This window comes from Hyalangium sp., from assembly GCF_045802625.1.
Taxonomy (GTDB): Bacteria; Myxococcota; Myxococcia; order Myxococcales; family Myxococcaceae; genus Hyalangium.
Genome location: NZ_JBJMQP010000240.1, coordinates 1 through 23,288, shown reverse-complemented (window position 1 = coordinate 23,288; position 23,288 = coordinate 1). Strand labels below are relative to the sequence as shown.

Below are 23,288 nucleotides of genomic sequence, written 5' to 3'. Positions count from 1 at the left end.
GGACTTCCTGCCCATGGTGAAGGGGACGAGCTCGATCGCGATCGGCGGCCCGTACCTGGTGGAGTCCGTGGTGGGCGAGAAGGTGACGGAGGAGGAGCTGGGCGGCTCCAAGGTGCACAACGAGCTGTCCGGCGTGGCGGACGCGGAGTACGCGGACGACAAGGCCTGCCTCGAGGCGGTGCGCGAGTACCTGTCCTTCTTCCCCTCTCACTGCGAGAAGAAACCGCCGCGCCGGCCCACGTCGGACCCGTTCGACCGGCGAGACGAGGATCTGCTGAAGGTGGTGCCGGAGAGCCCGCGGCAGGCGTTCGACATGCACAAGGTCATCCTGTCTCTGGTGGATGACCGGAAGTTCTTCCCGCTCAAGCCGCGCTGGGCGCGCAACGTGATCACAGGGCTGGCGCGGATCGACGGCTACCCGGTGGGGATCGTGGCGAACAACTCGATGTTCATGGGCGGCATCCTGGACGTGAACTCGGCGGACAAGGCGGCGCGGTTCATCAACCTGTGCGACGCGTTCAACCTCCCGCTGGTGTTCCTGCAGGACGTGCCGGGCTTCATGGTGGGCACGAAGGTGGAGCAGCAGGGCATCATCCGCCACGGCGCGAAGATGATGTACGCGGTGGCGAGCGCCACGGTGCCCAAGTTCACGGTGGTGGTGCGCAAGGGCTACGGCGCGGGCTACTACGTGATGAACGGCCGGGCCTTCGAGCCGGACCTGCTGATCGCCTGGCCGGGAGCGGAGATCGGCGTGATGGGAGCCGAGGGCATGGTGTCCATCGCCGCGCGCAAGCTGCTGCAGGGCGCCGAGAGCCCCGAGGCGGCCGCCACGATGAAGAAGGAGCTCTCGGAGAACCTGCGCCAGCACATCCGCATCGAGCGTGCGGCGGCCATGGCCATGATTGACGACGTGGTGGACCCTCGGGACACGCGGCGGCTGCTCGCGCGGGCGCTCAAGCGCACGGCGAACAAGAAGGTGGAGCGCCCCTTCCGTCGCAGGGAGATCTCCCCAGTCTGAGCGCAGTGCCTCGAAATTCCAGCGGAACCGGCTCCCCCCGTTGAGGCGGGCACCCTCGTACTTATAGAGTGAGCGCTCCCCGCATGCTGGTACACATGAGCTCTCCCTGGAAGCCGCTGCTCACAGGACGCCTCCAATCCCAGGCCCTGGAAGCCGCCGAGGCCATCATCAAGGACGTCGCCAGCCAGCCGCTCGGCAGAGAGCCCGGGCTGCTCAGCGGCTACGCTGGCTACGCCCTCTTCTTCGAGATGGCGGCCCGCACCGTGGCACCGGACCTGATCGAGCAGGCGGCACTCAGCCTCCAGCGCTCGGCGGCGCTGTTTGCCCGGAATCCCAAGCCCCCTCGCAGCCTGCACGGGGGCCTGAGCGGCCTGGGGTGGGCGGCAGCGCGCCTCGCCCAGCGATATCCGGACCTGGACGTCGCGGAGCTGTTCGACTCCGTGGACGAGGCGCTGGGCGAGGAATTGAACCGCACGCCCTGGCCTCACCCTTGTGACATCCGGGATGGACTGGCCGGCATGGGGCTGTATGCGGCCGAGCGCGTGTCCCACCCCCGGGGCCGTCAGCTGCTGGAGCGCGCGGTGGCCATGACGGAAGAGGCCGCGGAGCGCTCGGAGGCGGGCGTCACCTGGTCCATGCCGCGCGGCTACTGGGTCCTCCACGGCCCCAACGCCTCGTTCCCCCAAGGCCTGTACACCACGGGCGTGGCGCACGGCATTCCCGGCGCGCTGTGCATGCTGGCGCTGGCGCACGCGCTCGGTGTCTCGCGGGAGAAGACCCAGCCGCTGCTGGAGGAGGGCTTCCGCTGGATGGCCAGCCGAGCCCAGCCGGGACACCCGCAGTTTCCCCACTACTTCCACGGTACCGAACCCGTCACGGACGAGCGCTTCAGCTGGTGCGTTGGCAATCCGGGCATCACCGCCGCGCTGTGGTGGGCCGCGCGCGCCTGGGGGGACCCCGGCTGGCAGGCCCGCACGCTCGAATGGGCCACCCACGTTGCCCGCGAGGGAGTGGACCGCAAGCCTCACAACAACAGCGCCAACTTGTGCTGTGGCACCGCTGGCACCGCGCAGATCTTCCTACGGCTGTTCCAGGCCACGGGCCAGCCTGTCTTCGCGGAGGCCGCCACCCGTTGGGTGGAGCACACCCTGGCCCTGCGCCAGCCCGGCAACGGGCCCGGCGGCTACTGCTTCGAGCAGGATCCCGCGCGCCCCCTGGGCAACGTCCAGTTCGGCGCCACGGGCATCGCGCTGATGCTGCTGGCCGCGGCCACCGATCAGGTCCCCGACTGGGATCAGCCCTTCCTCTTCTCCCTCGAACCCACCCTCCCCGCCACCCCTGAGGCCTGAGCCATGCGACTGGGCATTCTCGACTTCTGTCTCATCCGCCCGGGCCTCGAGCCGTACCACAGCCTCTACGAATCCGTCCGGGTCGCGCAGGAGTTGGAGCAGCTCGGCTACTCGCGCTTCTGGATGGCCGAGCACCACGAGCTGCTCTACGCCCAGCACGTGCCGGACCTGATGGTGCCGCTCATCGCCGGCTCCACGGAGAGCATCCGCATCGGAGTGGCGGGCATGCTGATGAAGCTCCACAGCCCCATGCGCGTGGCCAAGGCCTTCCGCATGCTGGAGGCCATGTTCCCGGGCCGGATTGATCTGGGCGTGGGCGGCGGCGAGGCCGAGCCGCCGGTCATCGAGGCCATGCGCGCCCCGAGCGCGCCCGAGCCTATCGAGAAGGTGCGCGAGGGCTACTCCCAGCGCGTCCTGCAGTTGCTCTCGCTGGTGCGCGGGGAGTCACCCCTGGCCTTCAACCCGCTGGGCACGCCGCCTCCTCCGTTCTGGATGCTGGGGCTGTCCAACCCGGGCTCCGCGCGCACCGCGGCCCAGCACGGCACCTGCTACGGCTTCTCGCTGGCGCACGTGCAGAGCCGGGACAACCCCGCTATCACCTCCATCTACCTGGACGAGTTCCGCCCCAACGCGCACCAGCCCAAGCCTGAGATGATCGTCGCCGTCAGCGGCCTGTGCGCCGAGACGGAGGAAGAGGCCAGGAAGCTGGCGCTGACGGGCATTGGCAGCATGGATCCGGCGCTGATGGTGGTCGGCAACCCGGAGCAGTGCCGGGAGAAGCTGGAGACGCTCGCCCACCGTTACCGGGCCGATGAGATCATCTTCCTGGACGTGGCTCCGGACGAGGCTTCACGGCTGCGCGGCTACCGCCTGCTGGCCTCGGCCCTGCGGCTGGGCACAGCCTCCACGGAAGCCAGGAAAACCGCCTAATCCTTCACCCTGTGCGCCATCTCAGGCCCGGTGGCCCGGACCGGGGTTTCGCAGGTCTCCAACTGTTACGTGTTTGCCCGAGATTCCTGGACCCACAAAAAAACGACGTATTCTGCATTTTCCTGCTTCACTTGGGGTGAAAAGGGGTGTAGATATCCGTTTACCACTCAGGGCAAGGACCCCTTGCCTGGCCGAGTGGTCATTATACCCCCACGGAGGCAGTCATGAGCATCGTCAAGTCCGAGCCCCTCAAGATGAAGCTGTCCCTCAAGAAGGAGACCCTGCGCATCATCGACGACAGCCAGCTGGACCTCCTGGATGAGGTTGTCGGCGGTCTGATCAGCGGCTGTGGCTGCAGCGGCTGCCAGGGCACTGGCTGTGGCACCACGCAGGCCAACTAGTCCGCCTGTGGGTTCTCTCCTCAGAGTACCGGTGCGCTGAATCGGTCCTGAGAATGGATGTGTAGAATGCGGAGGGATGGCCCCAGGCTGTCCCTCCGTATTCGTTTTTGGAGCCCCTGCCCTCACCACGCTCATGACCGACCGCAGCCCACGCTCCAAGCAGCCCCCCGTGTTTGTCCCTGCTGGCTTCTTCGCGCTGCGAACCCCACTGCTCCCATTCGACGCGCTGACGGCCTGGAACCCCGCCCCCAGCGAGCCTTTCGCCCAGCAAGGCCCCGGAGATGTGCGCGCGGAGGACAGCCGTCGGCTGCGCGAGTACCTGCGGCGCTGGATCGAGGATCCCATGGTGAGAGAGGCGCTCTTCCTGGCCTCGCCCAGCCTCGATGAGAGCCTGCCGCTGTGGCTGGAGGCGCCCACCTCCGAGCGGGGCCAGAAGGTGGAGCGCACGCTGGTGCGCTACTTCTCGCGCATGGCGGGGCGCGCCACCCCCTTCGGCCTGTTCGCTACCCACGCGCTGGGCAAGCTCGGCGAGCAGACGCACCTGCGCCTCGCGGAGCGCTCCGCCGTGCGCAAGCACACCCGGCTGGACATGGACTACGTGTGCACGCTGGTGGACAAGGTGCGGCGCACCCCCGAGGTGCTGCACGCGCTGAAGTACGTGCCCAACTCCAGCATTTTCCGCACCCCCACCCACCTGCGCTACCTGGAGACACGCCAGCGCGCCCGGGGGCGCTCCTACAACCTGGTCGCCATGGAGACGACGCCGTACCTGGAGAGCACGCTGGAGCGAGCCCGGGCTGGCACGACGCTGGCGGAGCTGGCCGAGGCGCTGGTGGCGCTGGATCCCGAGGTCCCCCTGGAGGATGCCCGGCAGTATGTCGAGCAGATCGTGGACTCCCAGCTCTTGGTCCCCACCTGGGCTCCCACCGTGTCCGGCGCCGAGCCCGTCCCTCACCTCATCGAAGAGGCTCGGGGCATCCCCGCGCTGGCGGCGGTCCGTGAGAAGCTGTCCGCGGTGCAGGCCCGGCTGACGGAGATGAACTCGGCCCCTGGCACAGCCCCCGAGGCCTACCGGCAGGTGGCGCAGAGCCTGGAGGCGCTGCCCGTCCCCGTGGAGCTGCCCCGCCTGTTCCAGGTGGATTCCCTGCGGCCCGGGGAGGGCCTGACGCTCTCGCGCCGCGTTACCCACGAGCTCCTCGACAGCCTGGAGGCGCTGCGGCACTTCGCCTCCCGGGCTCCGGAAGGAGACCTGCTGGTGCGCTTCCGCGAGCGCTTCGCCGAGCGCTATGAGACCCGGGCCGTGCCTCTGCTGGAGGCGCTGGACGACGAGCGCGGGGTGGGACTCAAGAACGAAACCCGGCTGGGTGCCTCAACCAGCCCGCTGCTGCAGGGCCTGCCCTTCCAGGGGCGCAAGGGGCAGGAGCGCACCCGGCTGGGCAAGCGCTGGGGGCTGCTGCAGCGCCGATTGGAGGAGACGTGGCGGCAGCACGCCCACGAGCTCGTCCTGGCGCCCGAGGACGTGGCCACCCTGGATCCCGAGGAGTCGGCTGTCTTGCCGGATGCCTTTGGCGTGCTGGGCACGCTGGTGGCCCGCTCGGCGGAGGCGGTGGACCGGGGAGAGTTCCGGTTCGTGCTGGAGCACGCGCACGGGCCCTCGGGCGCGATGATGCTGGGGCGCTTCTGCCACAATGATCCGGCACTCGAAGCCTGTGTGCGCGAGCATGTACGCGCCGAGGAGCAGCTGCGCCCGGATGCCCTCTTCGCGGAGATCGTCCACCTGCCGCAGGACCGCATGGGCAACGTCATCTGCCGGCCCGCGGTGCGCCAGCACGACATCGTCTTCATGGGCCAGTCCGGACTGCCCTTGGAGCAGCAGATCCGCGTGGAGGATCTGTGGCTGAGCCTGGAGGACGGACGGCTGGTGCTGCGCTCGGGGCAGCACGGCCGGGAAGTCATTCCCCGCCTGTCCAACGCCCACTCGTTCAACATCTTCGGCGTGGGCGTCTACCGGTTCCTGGGCCTGTTGCAGAACCAGGATCAGCGGGGCTTCAGCTTCCAGTGGGGCCCCCTCAACTCGGCCGCCTTCCTGCCCCGGGTGCGGTATGGGCGCACGGTGTTCGCGCTGGCCCAGTGGAACCTGGGCCGCCCACAGCTGGGAGAGTGGCGCAAGCTGCGCCCCGCCGAGCGCCTCGAGGCCTTCCAGCGCTTCCGCCAGCAGATGCGCCTGCCGCGGTGGGTGTGCCTGAAGGACGGCGACAACGTGCTGCCGCTGGACCTGGACAACACGCTGTCGCTGGAGACGCTGTTGCACCTCATCAAGGACCGGCCCTACGCCACCCTGGAGGAGCTGTACCCTGGGCCCGAGGAGCTGTGCGTGGACAGCGGTGAGGGGCGCTATATCCACGAGCTGGTGGTGCCCTTCGTGCGCACCGCGCCCGCGCTACCGGTGCGCAAGCCCAAGGGTCCGCCTCCCAGCGACACTCCCCGGCGCTTCGCCCCCGGCTCCGAGTGGCTCTACGCCAAGCTCTACACGGGCATGGCCACCGCGGACCGGCTGCTGCGCTCGGCGCTGGCGGACACGCTGCGGCAGTTGGCCACCTCGGGCGTGGTGGATCGCTGGTTCTTCATCCGCTACGCGGACCCGGAGCATCACGTGCGGCTGCGGCTGCATGGCGCCCCGGAGCGGCTCCAGACCGAGGCGTGGCCGGCGCTGCACAAGGCCTGCGCGCCCCTGCTGGCCGAGGGCAGCGTGTGGCGGCTCCAGCTGGACACCTACGAGCGCGAGGTGGAGCGCTACGGCGGCCCCGGCGGCATCGAGATGGTCGAGGAGCTCTTCGCCGCCGACAGCGAGGCCGCCCTGGAGCTGGTCGAGGCCTACTCGGGCGACGAGGGGGTGGATCTGCGCTGGCGGTTGGCCCTCAAGGGTATGGACCTGATGCTGGACGATCTGGGGCTGAGCCTGGACGCGAAGCTGGGGGTGGCGCAGCGCCTGCGGGAGAACTTCGGCAAGGAGTTCCTCGTGGACAAGACGTTCGAAGAGCAGCTGGGCCTGCGCTTTCGCGCCGAGCGCAAGGGGCTGGAGTCCCTGCTGGCGGCGGCTGATGCCTCCAAGGGTCCGCTGCAGCCCGCCTTCGCCGCGTTCCGGCGCCGCACCGCGCGGCTGAAACCCGTGGGCGAGCGGCTGCGGCACGCCTGGACGGAGGGCAAGCTCACCCTGCCCCCCGAGGCCATCTCCGAGAGCCTGCTCCACATGCAGGCCAACCGGCTGTTGCCCGGCGACCAGCGGGCCCAGGAGCTGGTCCTTTATGACTTCCTGGAGAGGTTGTACCGTTCCCGCCGCGCGCGAGGGCAAGGCGGATGAGCAATGAACCGCAGGGCCTCTTCCGTCAGGAGGCTCTCGAGTACTACAACCAGGGCGAATACCAGGGCTCGCTGATCCAGCTCACCCCTTTCTGGGTGCGCGCCACGTACTGGGTGGTGGTGGCGCTCATGCTCACCCTGGCGGTGGGGCTCTCCGTGGTGAGCGTGCACGAGTACGCCCAGGGGCCCATGCTCATCCAGGTCCAGGGGGTGGAGGACATCACCTCCACGGCCGGGGGCCGCGTCAGCCGCATCCTGGTGAGCCGTGGGCAGCGGGTGCGCGCCGGCGAACCTCTCGTGGAGCTGTATGCGCGGGGGGAGACCGCGGAGCGGGATCGCGTCGTCCAGGAGTTCCGCTCCCAGCTGGCGGCCCGGCTGACGGATCCGCTCAACACCTCGGCGCGCCAGGCGCTGGGCACGCTGCGTCCACAGATCGATCTGAACGAGGTGCTGGTCTCCGAGCGCACGCTGGTGGCGCCCTTTGACGGGTGGGTGCGAGAGGTGCGCATACACGAGAACCAGTACCTGGGCGCCGGCGACGTGGTGGCCACCCTGGCCAAGCAGGACACCGCGGTGAAGGCGTTGATCCTCGTGCCGGGCCAGTACCGCCCCATGCTGCAGCCGGGACAGCCGCTGCGCCTGGAGCTCAATGGCTTTGCCTACCTCTACCAGGACGTCACTGTCACCACCGTGAGCGACGAGCTGGTGGGCCCCGCCGAGGTGAAGCGCTACCTGGGGCCGGACATGGGAGACATGGTGACGGTGGACGGGCCCATGGTGGTGGTGGAGGCCCGGCTGCCGGACGAAGGCTTCCGGGCGCACGGCCACGCCTACCGCTACTACAGCGGCATGGTGGGCACGGGGCGCGTCCGGGTCCGCAGCCGCAACGGGTGGACGGTGCTCGTGCCCGCGCTAGATGCGCTCTGGAGGGAGCGTGGCTGAGCAAGAGCCCTCCCCGCCCTCGTTGATGGAACGCTTCCCGGCCCTGCGCCAGCTGGGCCAGCGGCTGATCGGGCGGCGCCTGCCCTTCACCCCCCAGGTCACCGCGGTGGACTGCGGCGCGGCGTGCCTGACCATGGTGCTGGGCTACTGGGGCCGGAAGATGACGCTGGAGGAGGTCCAGCGCGCCACGGGCCTGGTGAGCACCCAGGGGGTGACCGCGCGCGCCATCCTCGAGGCCGGGCGGCGCATGGGCCTTAGGGGCCGGGCAGCCAAGGTGGACGTGGACGAGCTGCACCTGCTGGAGGTGGGCGCCATCCTCCACTGGGAGTTCCGCCACTTCGTCGTCTTCGAGGGAGTGACTCCTCGCGGTGTGCGGCTGGCGGATCCCGGCCTGGGGCGGCGCTTCATCCCGCACGAGCAGTTCCGCAAGGCCTTCACAGGTGTAGCGCTGCTCTTCGAACCCTCAGAGACGTTCGAGACGGGCAAGGCCACGCGCGGCACCCACCGCTACGTGCGCTTGGTGATGGAGGCGCGGGCCATGCTGGGGCGGGTGCTCGTCACCTCGCTGCTGCTTCAGCTACTGGCACTCACCCTGCCCGCCCTCACGGGGGCGGTCGTAGACGTAGTGCTCCCCACGGGGGACGTGTCGCTGCTGGGCGTGCTGAGCGCGGGCATGGCCGTGCTGCTCGTCTTCCAGGTCCTCTCCTCGCTGGTGCGCGCTCACCTGCTGCTGCACCTGCGCACCCACATGGACGCAAGGCTGACACTGGGCTTCGTGGATCATTTGATCCACCTGCCCTTCTCCTTTTTCCACGTGCGCTCCTCGGGTGATCTGATCGCCCGGCTCAACAGCAACTCCAACATCCGGGAGATCCTCACCTCGGGAGTGCTGTCCGCCATGCTGGATGGCAGTCTGGCCATCCTCTACCTGGGAGTGCTGCTGGTGATGAGCTGGCAGATGGGGCTGCTGGTGCTGTTCCTGGGCTTCTTGCAGGTGCTCGTCTTCGTGGTGGCCAGGGGGCGCCAGGCAGAGCTGATGGCCAAGGACCTGGAGGTGAAGGCCATTGCTCAGAGCTACGAGGTCGAGATGCTGACGGGCATCCAGACCATCAAGGGCATGGGGGTGGAGAGCCGCACCGTGCAGAACTGGTCCAACTACTACGTGGACACCCTCAATGTGTCACTGGAGCGTGGGCGGCTGGAGGCGACCGTCGAGGCGTGCAACAGCGCCCTGCGGATGATCTCGCCCCTGGTGTTGCTGACGGTGGGGACGTACCAGGTGCTCAGCCAGCACCTGCAGCTGGGCCAGATGCTGGCGCTTAACGCCCTGGCGGTGGGCTTCATCACCCCCATCTCCAACCTGATGGCGGCCAGCTTCCGGCTCCAGCTGGTAGGCAGCTACCTGGAGCGGATCGACGACGTGCTGGAGTCTCCTCCCGAGCAGCCACCTTCCGCCAAGGACCGCAGGCCCCACAAGCTCCAGGGCGGCGTCCAGCTCGAGAACGTCTCCTTCCGCTACGGTCCGCTGGCGCCGCTGGTACTCCAGGAAGTCTCGCTGGAGGTCAAGCCCGGCCAGTTCGTCGCCATCGTCGGGCGCTCGGGCGCGGGCAAGTCCACGCTCGCCCACCTGCTGCTTGGCCTGTACCTGCCTGCCTCGGGCACCATCCGCTACGACGGCGTGCCCCTGACGGAGCTGGATCTGTACGACTTGCGCAGCCAGCTCGGCGTGGTGCTGCAGAACCCGATGCTCTTCCGCGGCGACATCCGCCGGAACATCGCCTACCAGGATCCCACCATCACCATGGACGCGGTGATCTCGGCCGCCCAGCGCGCCCAGATCCACGAAGACATCCAGGGCATGCCCATGCAGTACAACAGCCTGCTCAGCGAGATGGGGGGCTCCATCTCCGGAGGCCAACGCCAGCGCCTCGCCCTGGCGCGGGCGCTGGTGAATGATCCGGCCATCCTCCTGCTCGACGAGGCGACCAACGCGCTGGACGTGAAAACGGAGCGCGCGGTGCAGCAGGCGCTCACCGAGCTGCGCTGCACCCGCGTCGTCATCGCCCACCGGCTGAGCACCATCCTGGACGCGGATGTCATCCTGGTGATGGACAAGGGGCGCCTGGTGGAGCAAGGCACGCACACGGAGTTGATGGCCAAGCGCGGCTCCTACTACGAGCTGGTCGCCGCCCAGGCCGCGGCATAGGCGCCGCGGCGGCTCACGGAGTCTTGTTCTCCGCGCGAGCACCCGAGGGAGCCACTAGCTCCACCGGGACAATGGCCCCGATGGGCAGCAGCCCACGCGCCTCGGCGGGAATGTTCAGCCGCGCCTCGGCCTTCAGGTGACGCGAGCTCGCATCCAGCTCTGGAGAGATGCGCTCGACGAACCCCTGAAGGGGTGAACTCCCCTCAAGAGGGATCCGCAGCTCGCTGCCCAGCCGGACCGAACCCACCAACGCCTCGGGGATGGCGAAGCGCAGCAGCCGCTCCTCGCCCACCAGGCGAATGATGGGGGTGGAGCGCGTCGCCATCATCCCGGGCTGGAGGTACTCCTCGGAGACCACGCCGGTGAAGGGGGCCCGGATGCGCGCCCGATCCAGGTTCTCGTTGGACAGGGCCAGCTGGGCCTGCATCTCGGAGAGCTTGGCCTTGGCCAGCTCCACGTCCGCGGCCGCGAGCGCCACGGCATGCTCGGCCCTCTCCACATCCTCCGCGGCCGTGTAGTCGCGGATGCGCTTCTCCCGGTCAAGCGCCTGCTGCGCCTGCTGAAGCAGGACGGTGGAGCGGGAGAGCTCCGCCTCGGCGGCCTTGAGCTGGGCCTGGTGGGCCGCCTGATCGAGCTGCAGCGTCCGCGTGTCCAGCACCGCCACGACCTGGCCCGCCTCGACCCGATCCCCCAGCCGGACCTTGAGCTGCTCCAGGCGGGCTTCGACCTGAGGAAGCAAGTCCAGCGAGCGGGTGGCACTGACCACGCCCACGAGGGAGGGCACGCGGGAGGCCACCTGCATGGCGTGAGCCGCGAGCGCGGGAGGACGCGGGGCCTCATCCGCCGGGACGCTCCCTGCGGCCAAGCCCAACAGGGCCACCGTCCCTCTCACCAAAGAATGCATGGCACCCATTGTGGCCCGAGCCCGCGGGCCTTACCACTCCAGACCCCGGCTTCGCTCCTCAAGGAGTCTTCGCCATGTCCTGGAGCGCTGCGCGGACAAGTGGCTCCAGTTCGGGCCGCCCCATCCGGGTTAACGCTTCCAGCGAGTGCGTCTTCCCCAGGCGCTGGGCCACCCGGTAGCCCAGCAAGTAACCGGAGCGGTTAGGCATACCTGGGGTGATCGGCTCGGGCGCCCAATCGAAGAACTCCCGCCGCGCCACATCCTTGCGGTCCAGCTTGCCGAGGATCTCCCGGGCCAATCGGGCCTCCTCAGCGGCGGGCAGGCTCGCCAGCTCCTCGGAGGCGAGCAGATCCTCCAAGCTCGTCTGAGGCAGCAGGGAGTGGGTCGCGTGGATGGCGAGCCCCTCCCTCCACATCATCAGAAAGACGTCCGGATCCTCGGAGACGAGCTCATGGATGGTGTGGAAGAGCTCATGAATGACCAGGGGGCGGGCGCGGCGGCGGCTCTTGTCTCCAGCGACGGCGACAATGCCATCGGGTGCGAACAGCACCGCGGGACTCTCCTTGACGCCACGGAAGGCCCCATCGAAGTCGAAGCGCGAGGGGGTCACGATCACCTGAACCTGCAGGGGGAAGCTCGGGAACTGCTGGCGGAAGAGCCCCTCGGCATCTGCCAGCACTCCCATCAGATCCTTCTCCGCAGCGTGCACCTGCGGCAGGAGCGGCTTCACCTTCTTCCAGTACTCGCGGATGCGCCCTTCCCAGCGCTGCGGGTCCTTCTTGGGATCCCCCAGCACTCCAGAGACGTAGAGGTCCGGGTTGTCCTCCACCAGGTGCTTCTGGAAGAGCGCGGGGAGCCGCTCTTCGGGAGCCTTCTCCGCTGCGTCCACGAAGCTCCAGAACGCTGGCATGAGAGTTCGGGGAGCAGTCGCGGCAAGAGCTTGAGTGGCGCACATGGTAGCCAGGAGTGGCAGGGCCACGAAGGTTCGCATGATCCATCGTATCACGCGGACCTGGGCGCTCACGTCGCAAGCTTCACCGCGCGAGTCGCGGGATTGAACCGCGGCGCGTAGCGGGACACGCCCTACTGGCACGAGTCCCACCACGTCGTGCCCAACAACGTGTTGAAGACGGCCATCCTACAGTGACAACGCGCTGAAGCGCATGCGCAAGCTCTTGAGCCCGGTGCAGGAGAAGCTGCAGGCCCACCAGGACGCCCCGAACTATTCGCGCTGCAAGAAGCGGATCGAGCGCTGTTCCGCATCGGGCGAGATCCCGCTGAACTCGTGCTCTCCTATCCACTGGCGAAGGCCGTCAGTGATCGCGAGTTCTCCAACCTCTACTGGCAGGAGCTGGGGCTGAGTGACTGAGCCGCTGGCGCCGCCCAGCGCATGGGGCTCACCGTGCCGTAGGCTTCACCGCGCGAGTCGCGCAGAGGCTGGCCATGTACTCCGCGAGCCGGTCCCCCTCGACATGCTTGTCCTCGTAGAAGCCGGTCAGCAGAAAGCCCGCGGCGAGCTGCCCGCCGATCTGATCCTCCAGCGAGTGCGCGATGCACAGGGGCTCGCCCTTGTCCGTGTAGCGGCGCCGCTCCTCGTCCGTGAGGCTGGTGAAGTCCGAGTAGGGCATCCGGTACTTGAGCTGCAACCTCCCCTGCGGTTCCAGCTCTGGATCGAACAGGAACATGATCGGGTTGCAGAACCCGGACAGCAGCACGCCTCCCGGGCGCAGCACGCGGTAGGCCTCGCGCCACACGCGCCGCACGTCATCCACGAAGCAGTTGGAGCTGGGGTGAAAGATCAGATCGAAGCTCTCGTCCGGGAAGACGGACAGATCCCGCATGTCTCCCTCGACGAGCCGGATCGCCAGGCCCTCGCGCTCCGCCACCTTCCGATCCTGTCCGAGCTGTGCCGGCGAGTTGTCGAGGATCGTCACCCGAGCGCCCGCCGCCGCCAGGATCGGCCCCTGCTGCCCGCCCGCGCTCGCCAGGCCCAGCACCTCCTTGTCCTTCAGCTCGCCGAACCACTCGCGAGGCACGGGCTTGCGAGGCGTCAGCACCACGCTCCACTCCCCGCGACGCGCGGCGGCGATGACGTCCGGACGCACGGGCACCGTCCACCGGTCCCCCTTCGCGACCTGCCGGTTCCAGGCCTCGCGGTTGTAAGCGCGCACGTCCAAATCAGTCGTCATGCAGCACCCTGCCCTCCATGCCGCCAGCCACGGTGACGACTTCTCCCGTCACGTGCCCGGAGATTCGATCCGACGCCAGCGTCACGATGACCCGAGCCACATCCTCGGGCCGCCCCACCTTGCGCAGCGCCATGGTCCGCGTCACTCGTGAGAGGAACGCCGGATCCTGGAGCTTCGCCCGGTTGCGCTCCACTTCCGTCCACCCCGGGCACACCACGTTCACCCGCGCCATCGGCGCAATGCGCCCCAGCTCGTTTTTCAGGCTCTTCACGAAGCCATTCGCGAGTGCGCCCTTCGCCGCCGCGTAGTCCGAATGCCCCGCCTCGCCAAAGAGCCCCGCGGTGGAGCTGACCAGCACCAGGCTCCCGGTCTTCGTCGTCTCCACGTGCCGCAAGAAGGCCCGGCAGGTGAGGAACACGCTGTCCAGATTCTCCGCGAGCGTCTGCCGCCACCGCTGCAGCGACATCCGCCACACGGGCTCGTCCGGCGCAGGCCAGTGGCCCGCATTGGCCACCAGCACATCCAGCCGCCCGAGCGCCTTCACCGCCTCGGGGATGAGCGCGTCCACCTCGGCCTCGGCCGTGAGATCCGCGCGCAGCGCCACGCCGCCCAGCTCCGCCGCCAGCGCCCGCGCCGGGGCCTCCTTCGTGCGGTAGTGCACCGCCACCCGCGCGCCCTCCTCCGCGAAGGCGCGCACCGTGGCCGTGCCAATGCCTCCCGCGCCCCCGGTCACGAGGACGCCCTTGCCCCTCAGATCTGTGTCCATGGATCACGTCAGGCGCAGGATCTTCCGCGCCTCTTCCGGAGTGGCCAGCGTGCGGCCCTTGGCCTTTGCTCGCTTCGCCGCCTCGGCCACCAGCTCCCAGTTGCCCTTGGCCAGCACGCCCTTGGACACGTAGATGTTGTCCTCGAGCCCCACCCGCGCGTTGCCCCCGCGCTCCGCCGCCAGCTCCACGAACGGGAGCTGGTGCCGGCCCATCGCCGCCACCGTCCACGTGCTCCCCTGGGGCAGCGACTTGATCATGAACTCCAGCGCATCCTCCCGAGCCGACAGCGCCCCCGGCACTCCCAGCACGAAGTCATAGTGCGCCGGCAGATCGACCAGCCCTTCCTTCGCCAGGGCGTTGGCCTCGTCGATCATCCCCACGTCGAAGCACTCGATCTCCGGCTTGATGCCCAGCGCCCGGATCCGCCTGGCGATGTCTCTCACCAGCGGGCGCGGGTTCCAGAACACGTCCTGGCCGAAGTTCACCGTGCCCGTCGTCAGCGTGGCCATGTCCGGGCGATCCGCGCCCGTCAGCGTCAGCGGCCCACAGCGCTCGTCCACGCTCATGCCCACCGCGCCACCCGTGGACGTCTGGATGATGATGTCCGTGCGCTTGCGGATGGCCCGGATCGCCGCGCGGAACAGCCCCGCATCCTGGGACGGCTTGCCGTCCGCCGTGCGCACGTGCAGGTGCACCATGGCCGCGCCGGCCTCGCGGCACTTCACCGCGTCCTCGGCAATCTCCTCCGCCGTGATGGGCAGGTGTGGCGTCTGCTCGCGCGTGGTCTCCGCCCCCACCATCGCCGCGGTAATCACCATGGGCATGCTCATGACAGCCCCCTTCCTGGGTTAGCGCTGGATGCGCTGCTTGTCCTTGGGAACGACGCAGGTGCCCGAAGCACGGCACACCACCACCGGCTCGGACAACAGGTCCGCCGCCGAATCGTTCACGTCCGTGCGCGGGCGGATCACCTTCCTCGCCTCGAAGCGCATCTTGCGTGAGGTATTGCCCACACTGACGATCTCGCCCTCCGCCTCGATGAAGTCCCCCGCGTACACCGGGGCCAGGAACTCCACCGAGTCATACGCGCGGAACAGCCCCTCGTCCCCGTCGTGGCGGATGCACAGCTCGGTGGCCACGTCCCCGAACAGCCCGAGCATCCTCGCCCCGTCCACCAGGTTGCCGCCGTAGTGCGCGTCATGGCTGCTCATGCGCAACCGGATGATGGCCTTGGTGCTCACTTGGGCTCTCCCTGGTAGTGCGCGTTCGGATCTTCCTTGCCCTGCTTCTTGAGCACCGCATGGACGATGAAGTTGGCCACATCCGAGGGCTTCGTCCCCGGCCCGAAGCCCGCGTCGAAGCCCAGCTCCAGCGCCAGCTTGTGGTCCACGCGCGGCCCACCGAGCAGCAGGATCGTCTTGCCGTGGAGGCCCCTGGCCTTGGCGGCCTCGATGAACTGGCGCGAGTTCTCCTTGTGCACGTCGCGCTGGGTGACGACCTGGCTCACCAGGATGGCGTCCGCCTTCTTGGCCAGGGCCTTGGTGATCAGATCCTCGTTGGGCACCTGGCTGCCGAGGTTGAACGCCTCGAACCACGGGTAGCGCTCCAGGCCATAGTCGCCCGCGTAGCCCTTCATGTTGAGGATGGCGTCAATGCCCACCGTGTGCGTGTCCGTGCCCGTGCACGCGCCGAACACGACGATGCGCCGGCCCACCTTCTCCTGGATGAAGGCGTTGAGCTCATCGAACCCCATCTTCCTGATGACCACCTCGGGGACGTCGATCTCGGAGTAGTCGATGTACATGCCCGAGCGGGCGTACACGATGAAGAAGGAGTAGTTGTCCGCGGCGCGCTCGGCGGCGGCCACCTTCACATCCGAGAAGCCCATCTTCTTCACGAACTGGGCGGCGGCCTCCTTGGCCTTCTCCGACAGGGGCACCGGGAGCGTGAACGAGAGCTGCACCACCCCGTCGTCCCGGCGGTCCCCGTAGGGGCGGATGATCTGCTTGCTCGGCTTCACCATGAGGCTACTTCCCCTTCGCGTACGAGACGCTCTGGACGATCTGCGTCGCCAGCGGCTCGTACAGCTCCTTCTTCTTCTCGTCCGTGGAGAAGATCAGGGACCAGGTCGTCTTGCCATTGCAGCCCACGTAGGTGGTGGAGCGCACCTTGTTCGAGCCATCCTCGGTGGCGTTGTCCACGTTGACGCGCCTGGCCGCCGGGTTGGAGCCGAGCTTCAGCGGCTCCCAGCTTCCGCCTCCCATGGCGGAGAGGATCTTGTCCAGGCACACCTGGGGCTTCATGCCCGCCGTCTGCACCGCGCCCACGTCCAGCGTGAAGAAGGCCTCGCCCGTGGGGGCCTTGAACTTCTCAGTGCTCTCCTCCGTGGTGTGCACCCAAGACACAGGCACGCTGAGCGTCAGCGTCTTGGCCTGGTAGTTCTTGAGCGCCTGCGCCGAACCGCCCGTGCTCGTCGCCAACGTCACCGCCAACAACAAGGAACCGATCATGAGTGCGTACCCTCCAGGATCTCCAGGAATGGATTGAAGTAGTCCGGGCCCTTCTCCAGCACACCGTCCAGGCCCTTGCCGCCCGTCTCCGAGCGCTTCACGTCACCAAAGCGCCCCTTGCCGATGGCGGCCACCATGCCCTCCTTGTGGCACTCCTCCAGCAGCTCCATGGCCTTGGCGAACACCTCGCGCGCGCGGTTGGCGATCTTGCCGTCCTCGCGCACGGTGAACTCCTCGTCGATGCCCCGGGCGGCGCGGTGGATGTACCCAGCCGACTTGAGCGCCACGTAGCGGTCCGCCAGCAGCGGCGTGTGCATGGCCTCGGTCATCATGCCCAGCAGCTGAATGCCCTGCCGCGTCCAGATGGCCACCAGATCCGCCATCACGTCGTACGCGTGGCTGAAGAAGATGTCCGTCTCCTTGTGCTTGGTGGGCGGCATGTACTTCAGCGGGGCGTTGGGGAAGCAGCGGCGCACCAGCATGGCCTGGGACAGCTCCAGCAGGAGCGTGTCCGCGCGGTACGGATCGATCTCGTACGAGTGGCCAATGCCCAGCTGCCAGTCCTGCAGCCCCGCGCGCTTGGCGAAGCACTCGTTGATGAACTGGCTGGCGATGACGGTGTGGGCCGCGTCGTAGGCGTCCGCCGTGGTGATGTAGTTGTCCTCGCCGGTGTTGATGATGATGCCGGCCAGGGCGCAGATGCGGCGGCTGAAGTACTGATCAATGAACGTGCGCCGCATGTTGATGTCGCGGAAGAGGATGCCGTACATCGCGTCGTTGAGGAGCATGTCCAGCTTCTCGTACGCCGCGCAGAAGGCGATCTCGGACATGGCCAGCCCGGACGAGTAGTTGGTGAGCTGAATGTAGCGCTTGAGCTTGCGGCTCTCGTCGTCCAGGGCCTCGCGCATGATGCGGAAGTTCTCCTGGGTGGCGTAGGTGCCGCCGTAGCCCTCGGTGGTGGCGCCGTGGGGCACGTAGTCCAGCAGCGACTGCGCGGTGGAGCGGATGACGGCGATGACGTCCGCTCCGGCCTGGGCCGCCGCTCGCGCCTGATCCACGTCGTCATAGATGTTGCCCGTGGCGACGATGACGTACTTGTGCGGCGCCGGGGGCATGGGGAGCTGCTGGCGCAGCTCGTTGCGCTGGGCGATGCGCGCCTGGAGATCCTCCAGCGCGGCGCGAGCCTCGGCGCGGACCTCGGCGCGCAGGTTCTGCTCCTGCTCGGGCGACAGGGGCCCCAGCTTCTCGGTGGGCAGCGCGGTGAGGCGTTCGACGGCCTCCAGGGGGCTCTTGGCGCCGAGCTGCAGCGCGCGGCCGTACCAGTAGGCAGCGCCGCGATTGAGCACCCCGGCGGCCTTCAGCTTGTCCACCATGAGGTTGGCCAGCGGCACACCGCGCGCTCCGGCGCCCGAGATGCCGAAGAAGCGCAGCACCGTGCGCTCGATGGACACCGTGGTGTTGCGGCGGATGAGCTCGAAGATCGGGTTGACGATCTCCTCGGCCAGCTTGCGCGCATGCGCAATCTGTTCGTCTTGGATGAACGGTCCCGGCATGGCGGCACCTTACTTCTAAACGGTTAGAAATGTTGAACTTTTCTGCTTGACGGTGCCTGGACTGAACGTTCGGATGTGCACTCATGACCGAGCTGCTCACCCGAGCCGAAGCCTCGAAGTACACGCAGACCTCCCGCCACTCCGACGTGCTCGCCTTCATCGACGAGCTGTGCCGCCGCACGAAGCTGGCCCGGAGGGTGGACTTCGGACAAAGCGGCGAGGGCCAGCCCATGGTGGCGCTTGTCGTGAGCGACCGCGCCTGCTTCACGCCCGAGCTCGCGCGCAAGCAGAAGAAGGCCGTGGTGATGGTGGAGGCGAACATCCACGCAGGTGAGGTTGAAGGCAAGGAGGCGGTGCTCGCGCTCGCGCGCGACCTGACGCTCACCGCGCTGGGAAAGAAGCTGCTCGACAAGCTGTGCCTGGTGCTGATCCCGAACTTCAACCCGGATGGCAACGACCGCATCAGCCCGAACAACCGCAAGCTCGACCTGAAGAACCTCGAGGGCCAGGTGAACCCCGAGGGCGGCGTGGGCATGCGCTACACGGGCGAGGGCTGGAACCTCAACCGGGACAGCATGAAGCAGGAGGCCCCCGAGACGCGTTGCCTCGCCAGGCTCTATCAGACGTGGTGGCCGCACCTGTTCATCGACTGCCACACCACTGACGGCAGCATCCACGGGTTTGATCTCACCTTCGACACGTCGCACTCCAACGAGCCCCTCTTCGCGCAACTGCGGCACGTCAACCGGACGATGCTCGAGCGCGTGGCCGCAGCCGTGAAGGCGCGCCATGGCTTCGACAGCTTCTGGTACGGCAACTACAAGAACGAGGGCGATCCCCGCTCGGGCTGGCATACTTACCCGGCCCTGCCGCGCTTCGGCAGCCACTACCGCGGGTTGCTCGGCAGGATGGATGTGCTGCTCGAGACCTACAGCTACATCGACTTTCCCCGCCGCTGTGCGGTGATGCGAGCGTGGCTGCTGGAGCTGTTCCGCGAAGCCGCCAAGAACGCCACCGCGTATCGCGCCGTCACCGAGACCGAGCAGGAGCGCATCATCGCCCGTGGAGAGTCGGCCGACGTGCAGTCACTGGTGGGGATCAACTACGGAGTGGCCACGCGAGAGGATCAGGGCGCGCTGGTGTTCGAGTACCCCGCTCACGCGAAGCCGGACGACACCGCCGAGATCCTGGCGTTCGACGAGGCGAGCATCACCGAGCGGCGCTATCCCGGGAAGCGCCGGAAGACCTACCGCGTGCCGCACTACCGGACGTTCGTCCCCACGCAATCGGTGAGCACACCCGCGGGGTATCTCGTGCCTGCGGACTTGGCCGCGCGCCTGGAGGGACATGGCATCCGCTTCGAGCGCCTGGACTCGCCCCAGCGCTTCACGGTGGACAGCTACCGGGTGGTGCGGCGAGAGGAGACGTTCAGCCCCGACGTGGCCGCGAACGTTCCGCCGCCCGGCGAAGCAGAAGTGCCGCTGAGCCAGAAGCCCAAGCCCGTGCGCTTCGAGACCGTGCTCACGGTCTCCCCCGAGCGCTCCACGCGCGAGTTCCCAGCTGGGACGCTGTACGTCCCGACGGCGCAGCGCACGGGCACGCTGATCGTGTACCTGCTGGAGCCGCACTCGGACGATGGCTTCTGCCGCTGGCAGTTCCTCGACGGCCTCATCACCGTGGGAGAGTTCCACCCGGTGCACCGCGTGGTGAGCGCGGCCCAGGCCCCGAAGAAGGCTGAATAGCGCGAGCCGCCGTCCGCGGCATCGAGAGGTGGGGTCAACTGGAGGCCCCACCCTGGGGGCTCCTTGGCTGCCTGCTTCGCTCTCCCTCAGGGGGCAGACTGAACCGATCTCACACTGCCAGACTGGTCGCTCTGCTTCGTATGCGCTTAGCGCACCCCCTCTTGCGTTCAGGACCTCCGTGACCATGCAGCAGCCCTCCCCGCCTCGTTCCACCGCACGCCCAGCCAAGCCCCGCCGTGAGAAGGTGGCCATCCTGGGAGGAGGCATGGCCTCGCTCTCGGCCGCCTTTGCCCTGACCGACTCGCCCGAGCTCCGCGAGCGCTACGAGCTCACCGTCTACCAGGATGGATGGCTGCTCGGCGGCAAGGGCGCGAGCGTCCGCAACCGGGACGCGCATGGGCGTATCGAGGAGCATGGCCTCCACGTCTGGCTCGGCTACTACGAGAACGCCTTTACGCTGCTGCGCCGCTGCTACGAGGAGCTCGGCCGCCCACCCGGGGCCGCGATGCGAACGTTGCGCGACGCCTTCGTGAAGCACAGCTCCATCGTCGTGGGCGAGCAGACCCCGCGCGGCTGGGATCACTGGAGCGTCAATTTCCCCCAGAATGACGAGTGGCCCGGCGACGGGCGCCCGCTCCCGAGTCTCCCGGAGTCCATGCGCAGCGCCGCGCTGCAGGTGCTCCGTTATGCGATGGACTGGTTGAACCAGCGGCGGCGGACCTTGCCCAAGGTCGGCGATGTGGCCGGGCAGATCCGTGGGCTGATCAAGCACGTGCTCAAGCTCCAAGCTTCCCTGCTCGTCGGCAAGGCGGCGAGCGCTGTCGCCGACGGTGTCCGGGCCCTGCTCGACCAGCTCCGGGTCCTGGCCAGGGGAGACATCGAGTCCGACGCCAACCTGCGGCGCCTGTGGGTCGTCCTCGAGTTCAACGCGGTCTGCTTGATCGGCATCCTGCGCGACGACGTCCTCGGGTCGGACAGTGACTTCGAGGCGCTCGACGAGCTCGACTTCAGCGACTGGCTGCGCAAGCACGGCGCCTCCGAGATGACGGTGTCGAGCGGGCTGATCCGCGCCTTCTACCACCTCGCCTTCTGCGACGGCGCCGGTGCTGGCGCGGGGCTGGCACTGCTCGGAATGATGCGCATGTTCACGTGCTACCGCGGCGCCATCTTCTACAAGATGCGCGCGGGCATGGGAGAGACCGTCATCGCGCCCTTGTACGAGGTGCTGCGGCGGCGCGGCGTCCGCTTCGAGTTCTTCCACCGCGTGGAGAGGCTCGAGCTCTCCGACGATCAGCGGAGCGTCGAGCGCGTCGTCATCGGCCGGCAGGCGACTCCCCGCTCCGGCGAGTATCACCCGCTCGTCGATGTCAACGGACTGCCGTGCTGGCCCGAGCAGCCTCTCTACGACCAGCTCGTCGAGGGAGAGGCGCTCGCCCGCCATGGCGCGAAGTTCGCCTCCTTCTGGAGCGACTGGTCCCCCGTCGAGCAGCGCACGCTGCAGCGGGGCTCCGACTTCGATCAGGTTCTGCTGGGGATCTCGCTCGGAGCGCTTCCGTTCGTCGCCTCGGAGCTCATCGCGGCGAGCCCGAGCTGGCAGCGCATGGTCGAGCACGTGAAGACAGTCCGCACGGTGTCGATGCAGCTCTGGGTGACCAAGCCCATCGGGCCGCTCGCCTCGAACGAGGGCGCCCCCGTCACGACCGCCTATCAGGTGCCGCTCGAGACCTGGGCGGACATGTCTCACCTCATCCCGATCGAGGGCTGGAAGAAGCAGGACGGCGTGCGGGGCCTCCTCTACGCCTGTGGCCAGCTCGGGGACGGCGAGGATCCGGTCTCCGCGAGTGATCCGCGATCCGACGATCGTGCGGCGCTGGAGGGAGTCGCGCGGGGCTTCCTCGAGGAGCACCTGGCCCACATCTGGCCGGGAGGTGCGGACTCGCGAGGGAATCTCCAGTGGGAGGAGCTCTTCGATCCCGAAGGGCGCACCGGCCCCGAGCGCCTGCGCGCCCAATACCTGCGCGTCAACGCGGAGCCTTCGGACCGCTACGTGCTGTCCGTGCCGGGCTCGCAGAAGCACCGCATCGCTCCCGATGAGTCAGGGTTCGAGGGGCTCGTCCTGGCAGGCGACTGGACCCGGACCGGCTATGACCTGGGCTGCATCGAGGCGGCCACGATGTCCGGGCTGATGGCGGCGAAGGCGCTCGGCGCGCCGGTCTCCGTGATCGGCGAGGTTCCCCGGCGGCGTGCGGCGCCCCGGATTGAGCTGCCGCGCTATGTCGACCGCCCCGGTGAGATGTCGCTCCGCTCGCCCTACGTGATGGAGGAAGTGTCGATGACGGCGCTCGTGCTGCGGGCTCGGCAGAGTGCCCTGAGCGCGCTGCTCGATCGGCACTTGAACATCCCCGGTCGCGGGCACGTCCGGTACGTTCCCGCAGCCCCGTTTGTCGTGCTCGCCGCGGCCTTCGCCGGGCGCGCATTCTCCGGCGATCCCGAGCACCGCCGCCTGGGCTACATGCCCGAGACCGACGTGGCCTTCTGGGTGCCGGCCTGGGCCATGCGCCCCGGGAAGGGAGGGCTGATCCCCGAGCGGCTGGTCTGGTTCCTGCCCCACATCTTTGTCTCGACCGGCGCCGCTGCGGCCGCAGGGCGCGAGATCTACGGCTTTCCCAAGAGCGTGGTCGAGTTGGAAGTGCGCCGCTCGGGGCACGCGCTCGATTACCTCTCGGTGGTGGGTGAGGTCCTCACGCGACACTCCCCTGAGACCTGCGGCACTCGGGCCCGCATCCTCGAGGTCACCCGGAACGATGCCGCTCCAGGTCCGCTGCGCTCCGTTGCCGAGCTGATTGGCAAGCTCCCCGGGCCATTCGACACATCAGGCTCCTGGGCTTCGGCGATCGCACGTCGCTTCACCATGGACGAGGTGACGATCGCGTTCTTGAAACAGTTCCGCGACGTCCAGCACACCGACCGCGCCTGCTACCAGGCCATCATCGAGGCGAAGGCAACCGTGCAGAACATGCGGGGATACGGTCCAATCCCGGGCGGGTTCCAGGTGAGCTGGGGCGACCACGCCAGCCACCCCTTCACAACGGATCTCGGCCTTGAACCTGGGGGCCAGCAAGCACTCGCGGCCACCTGGGTCGACTTCGATTTCGTCATGGAGTCGGGGCGCGAAATCTTCCGCGCCGATGGGCGGTAAGCGCCCGTTCGCACGGCTGGAGAGCATGCCTATCCACTGAGATGCGTTCACAGGGCCTTGGGCTCGCACCAGACAACCTCGCACCATCAGACGTAGCGCGTCTCAAACAGCTTGCGCAGGGCGGGCTCGGAGCGCAGCAGGTCCAGCGTGAGGTCTGCGTGGCCGGGCGCGTAGCCGTTGCCCACCAGCATGGTCACGTCCTTGCCCACGCCCTCCGC

18 protein-coding genes and 1 pseudogene are annotated in these 23,288 nt (G+C 68.2%); 9 read left to right on the top strand and 10 right to left on the bottom strand.

The features are described 5' to 3' along the window. From ACJ8AT_RS37770 to ACJ8AT_RS37740, 7 genes are all read left to right on the top strand, one after another. Positions 1-1,018, top strand: a 1,018-nt coding sequence (locus ACJ8AT_RS37770; protein ID WP_407742836.1) for an acyl-CoA carboxylase subunit beta, incomplete at its 5' end; no start/stop codon positions are given. A gap of 95 nt (positions 1,019-1,113) precedes the next feature. Then, positions 1,114-2,367: a lanthionine synthetase C family protein gene (locus ACJ8AT_RS37765; protein WP_407742835.1), complete on the top strand. Its 1,254-nt coding sequence runs from the start codon at positions 1,114-1,116 to the stop codon at positions 2,365-2,367. Between the two features lie 3 nt (positions 2,368-2,370). Further along, positions 2,371-3,297, top strand: coding sequence for an MsnO8 family LLM class oxidoreductase (locus ACJ8AT_RS37760; protein WP_407742834.1), 927 nt, complete (start codon positions 2,371-2,373; stop codon positions 3,295-3,297). A gap of 224 nt (positions 3,298-3,521) precedes the next feature. Further along, a complete protein-coding gene (locus ACJ8AT_RS37755) occupies positions 3,522-3,698 on the top strand; it encodes a hypothetical protein (RefSeq protein ID WP_407742833.1) in 177 nt (58 codons plus the stop codon). 169 nt (positions 3,699-3,867) lie between these two features. Continuing rightward, on the top strand, positions 3,868-7,059 hold the full coding sequence (locus tag ACJ8AT_RS37750; protein WP_407742832.1) for a lantibiotic dehydratase: 3,192 nt from the start codon (positions 3,868-3,870) through the stop codon (positions 7,057-7,059). Then, entirely contained in the window at positions 7,056-8,000 is a 945-nt protein-coding gene (locus tag ACJ8AT_RS37745) for an HlyD family efflux transporter periplasmic adaptor subunit (protein WP_407742831.1), read from the top strand. Before ACJ8AT_RS37750 ends, ACJ8AT_RS37745 begins: the two co-directional genes overlap by 4 nt. Further along, positions 7,993-10,206: a peptidase domain-containing ABC transporter gene (locus ACJ8AT_RS37740; protein WP_407742830.1), complete on the top strand. Its 2,214-nt coding sequence runs from the start codon at positions 7,993-7,995 to the stop codon at positions 10,204-10,206. The genes ACJ8AT_RS37745 and ACJ8AT_RS37740 overlap by 8 nt, the downstream gene beginning before the upstream one ends. A gap of 13 nt (positions 10,207-10,219) precedes the next feature. Here ACJ8AT_RS37740 and ACJ8AT_RS37735 read toward each other — a convergent pair whose 3' ends face one another. The 9 genes from ACJ8AT_RS37735 to ACJ8AT_RS37695 form a co-directional block, all read right to left on the bottom strand. Further along, positions 10,220-11,110, bottom strand: a complete 891-nt coding sequence (locus ACJ8AT_RS37735) for an efflux RND transporter periplasmic adaptor subunit (protein WP_407742829.1) — start codon at positions 11,108-11,110, stop codon at positions 10,220-10,222. A gap of 58 nt (positions 11,111-11,168) precedes the next feature. Beyond that, positions 11,169-12,020 carry a hypothetical protein gene (locus tag ACJ8AT_RS37730; RefSeq protein WP_407742828.1) on the bottom strand — a complete coding sequence of 284 codons (852 nt, stop codon included), beginning with the start codon at positions 12,018-12,020 and terminating at the stop codon, positions 11,169-11,171. 487 nt (positions 12,021-12,507) lie between these two features. Beyond that, the gene (locus ACJ8AT_RS37725; protein ID WP_407742827.1) at positions 12,508-13,299 is read right to left on the bottom strand and encodes a class I SAM-dependent methyltransferase; all 792 of its coding nucleotides are present in this window, start codon (positions 13,297-13,299) and stop codon (positions 12,508-12,510) included. Beyond that, positions 13,289-14,065, bottom strand: coding sequence for an SDR family NAD(P)-dependent oxidoreductase (locus tag ACJ8AT_RS37720; protein WP_407742826.1), 777 nt, complete (start codon positions 14,063-14,065; stop codon positions 13,289-13,291). The genes ACJ8AT_RS37725 and ACJ8AT_RS37720 overlap by 11 nt, the downstream gene beginning before the upstream one ends. A 3-nt stretch (positions 14,066-14,068) precedes the next feature. Continuing rightward, complete coding sequence (locus tag ACJ8AT_RS37715) at positions 14,069-14,896, bottom strand: 3-keto-5-aminohexanoate cleavage protein (protein WP_407742825.1); 828 nt, start codon at positions 14,894-14,896, stop codon at positions 14,069-14,071. Between the two features lie 18 nt (positions 14,897-14,914). After that, on the bottom strand, positions 14,915-15,277 hold the full coding sequence (locus ACJ8AT_RS37710) for a hotdog domain-containing protein (RefSeq protein ID WP_407742837.1): 363 nt from the start codon (positions 15,275-15,277) through the stop codon (positions 14,915-14,917). A gap of 26 nt (positions 15,278-15,303) precedes the next feature. Further along, positions 15,304-16,089 carry an OAM dimerization domain-containing protein gene (locus ACJ8AT_RS37705; RefSeq protein ID WP_407742824.1) on the bottom strand — a complete coding sequence of 262 codons (786 nt, stop codon included), beginning with the start codon at positions 16,087-16,089 and terminating at the stop codon, positions 15,304-15,306. Positions 16,090-16,093: 4 nt separating this feature from the next. Further along, a complete protein-coding gene (locus tag ACJ8AT_RS37700) occupies positions 16,094-16,576 on the bottom strand; it encodes a hypothetical protein (protein ID WP_407742823.1) in 483 nt (160 codons plus the stop codon). After that, on the bottom strand, positions 16,573-18,129 hold the full coding sequence (locus ACJ8AT_RS37695) for a lysine 5,6-aminomutase subunit alpha (RefSeq protein WP_407742822.1): 1,557 nt from the start codon (positions 18,127-18,129) through the stop codon (positions 16,573-16,575). Before ACJ8AT_RS37695 ends, ACJ8AT_RS37700 begins: the two co-directional genes overlap by 4 nt. A gap of 83 nt (positions 18,130-18,212) precedes the next feature. Between ACJ8AT_RS37695 and ACJ8AT_RS37690 the strand changes: the two genes are divergently transcribed. Beyond that, complete coding sequence (locus ACJ8AT_RS37690) at positions 18,213-19,871, top strand: M14 family metallopeptidase (RefSeq protein ID WP_407742821.1); 1,659 nt, start codon at positions 18,213-18,215, stop codon at positions 19,869-19,871. Between the two features lie 184 nt (positions 19,872-20,055). Beyond that, positions 20,056-23,070 carry an NAD(P)-binding protein gene (locus tag ACJ8AT_RS37685; protein ID WP_407742820.1) on the top strand — a complete coding sequence of 1,005 codons (3,015 nt, stop codon included), beginning with the start codon at positions 20,056-20,058 and terminating at the stop codon, positions 23,068-23,070. 86 nt (positions 23,071-23,156) lie between these two features. On the opposite strand, the pseudogene ACJ8AT_RS37680 reads toward ACJ8AT_RS37685, so the two are convergent. After that, positions 23,157-23,288: pseudogene (locus ACJ8AT_RS37680) on the bottom strand (L-erythro-3,5-diaminohexanoate dehydrogenase); the annotation flags it as partial.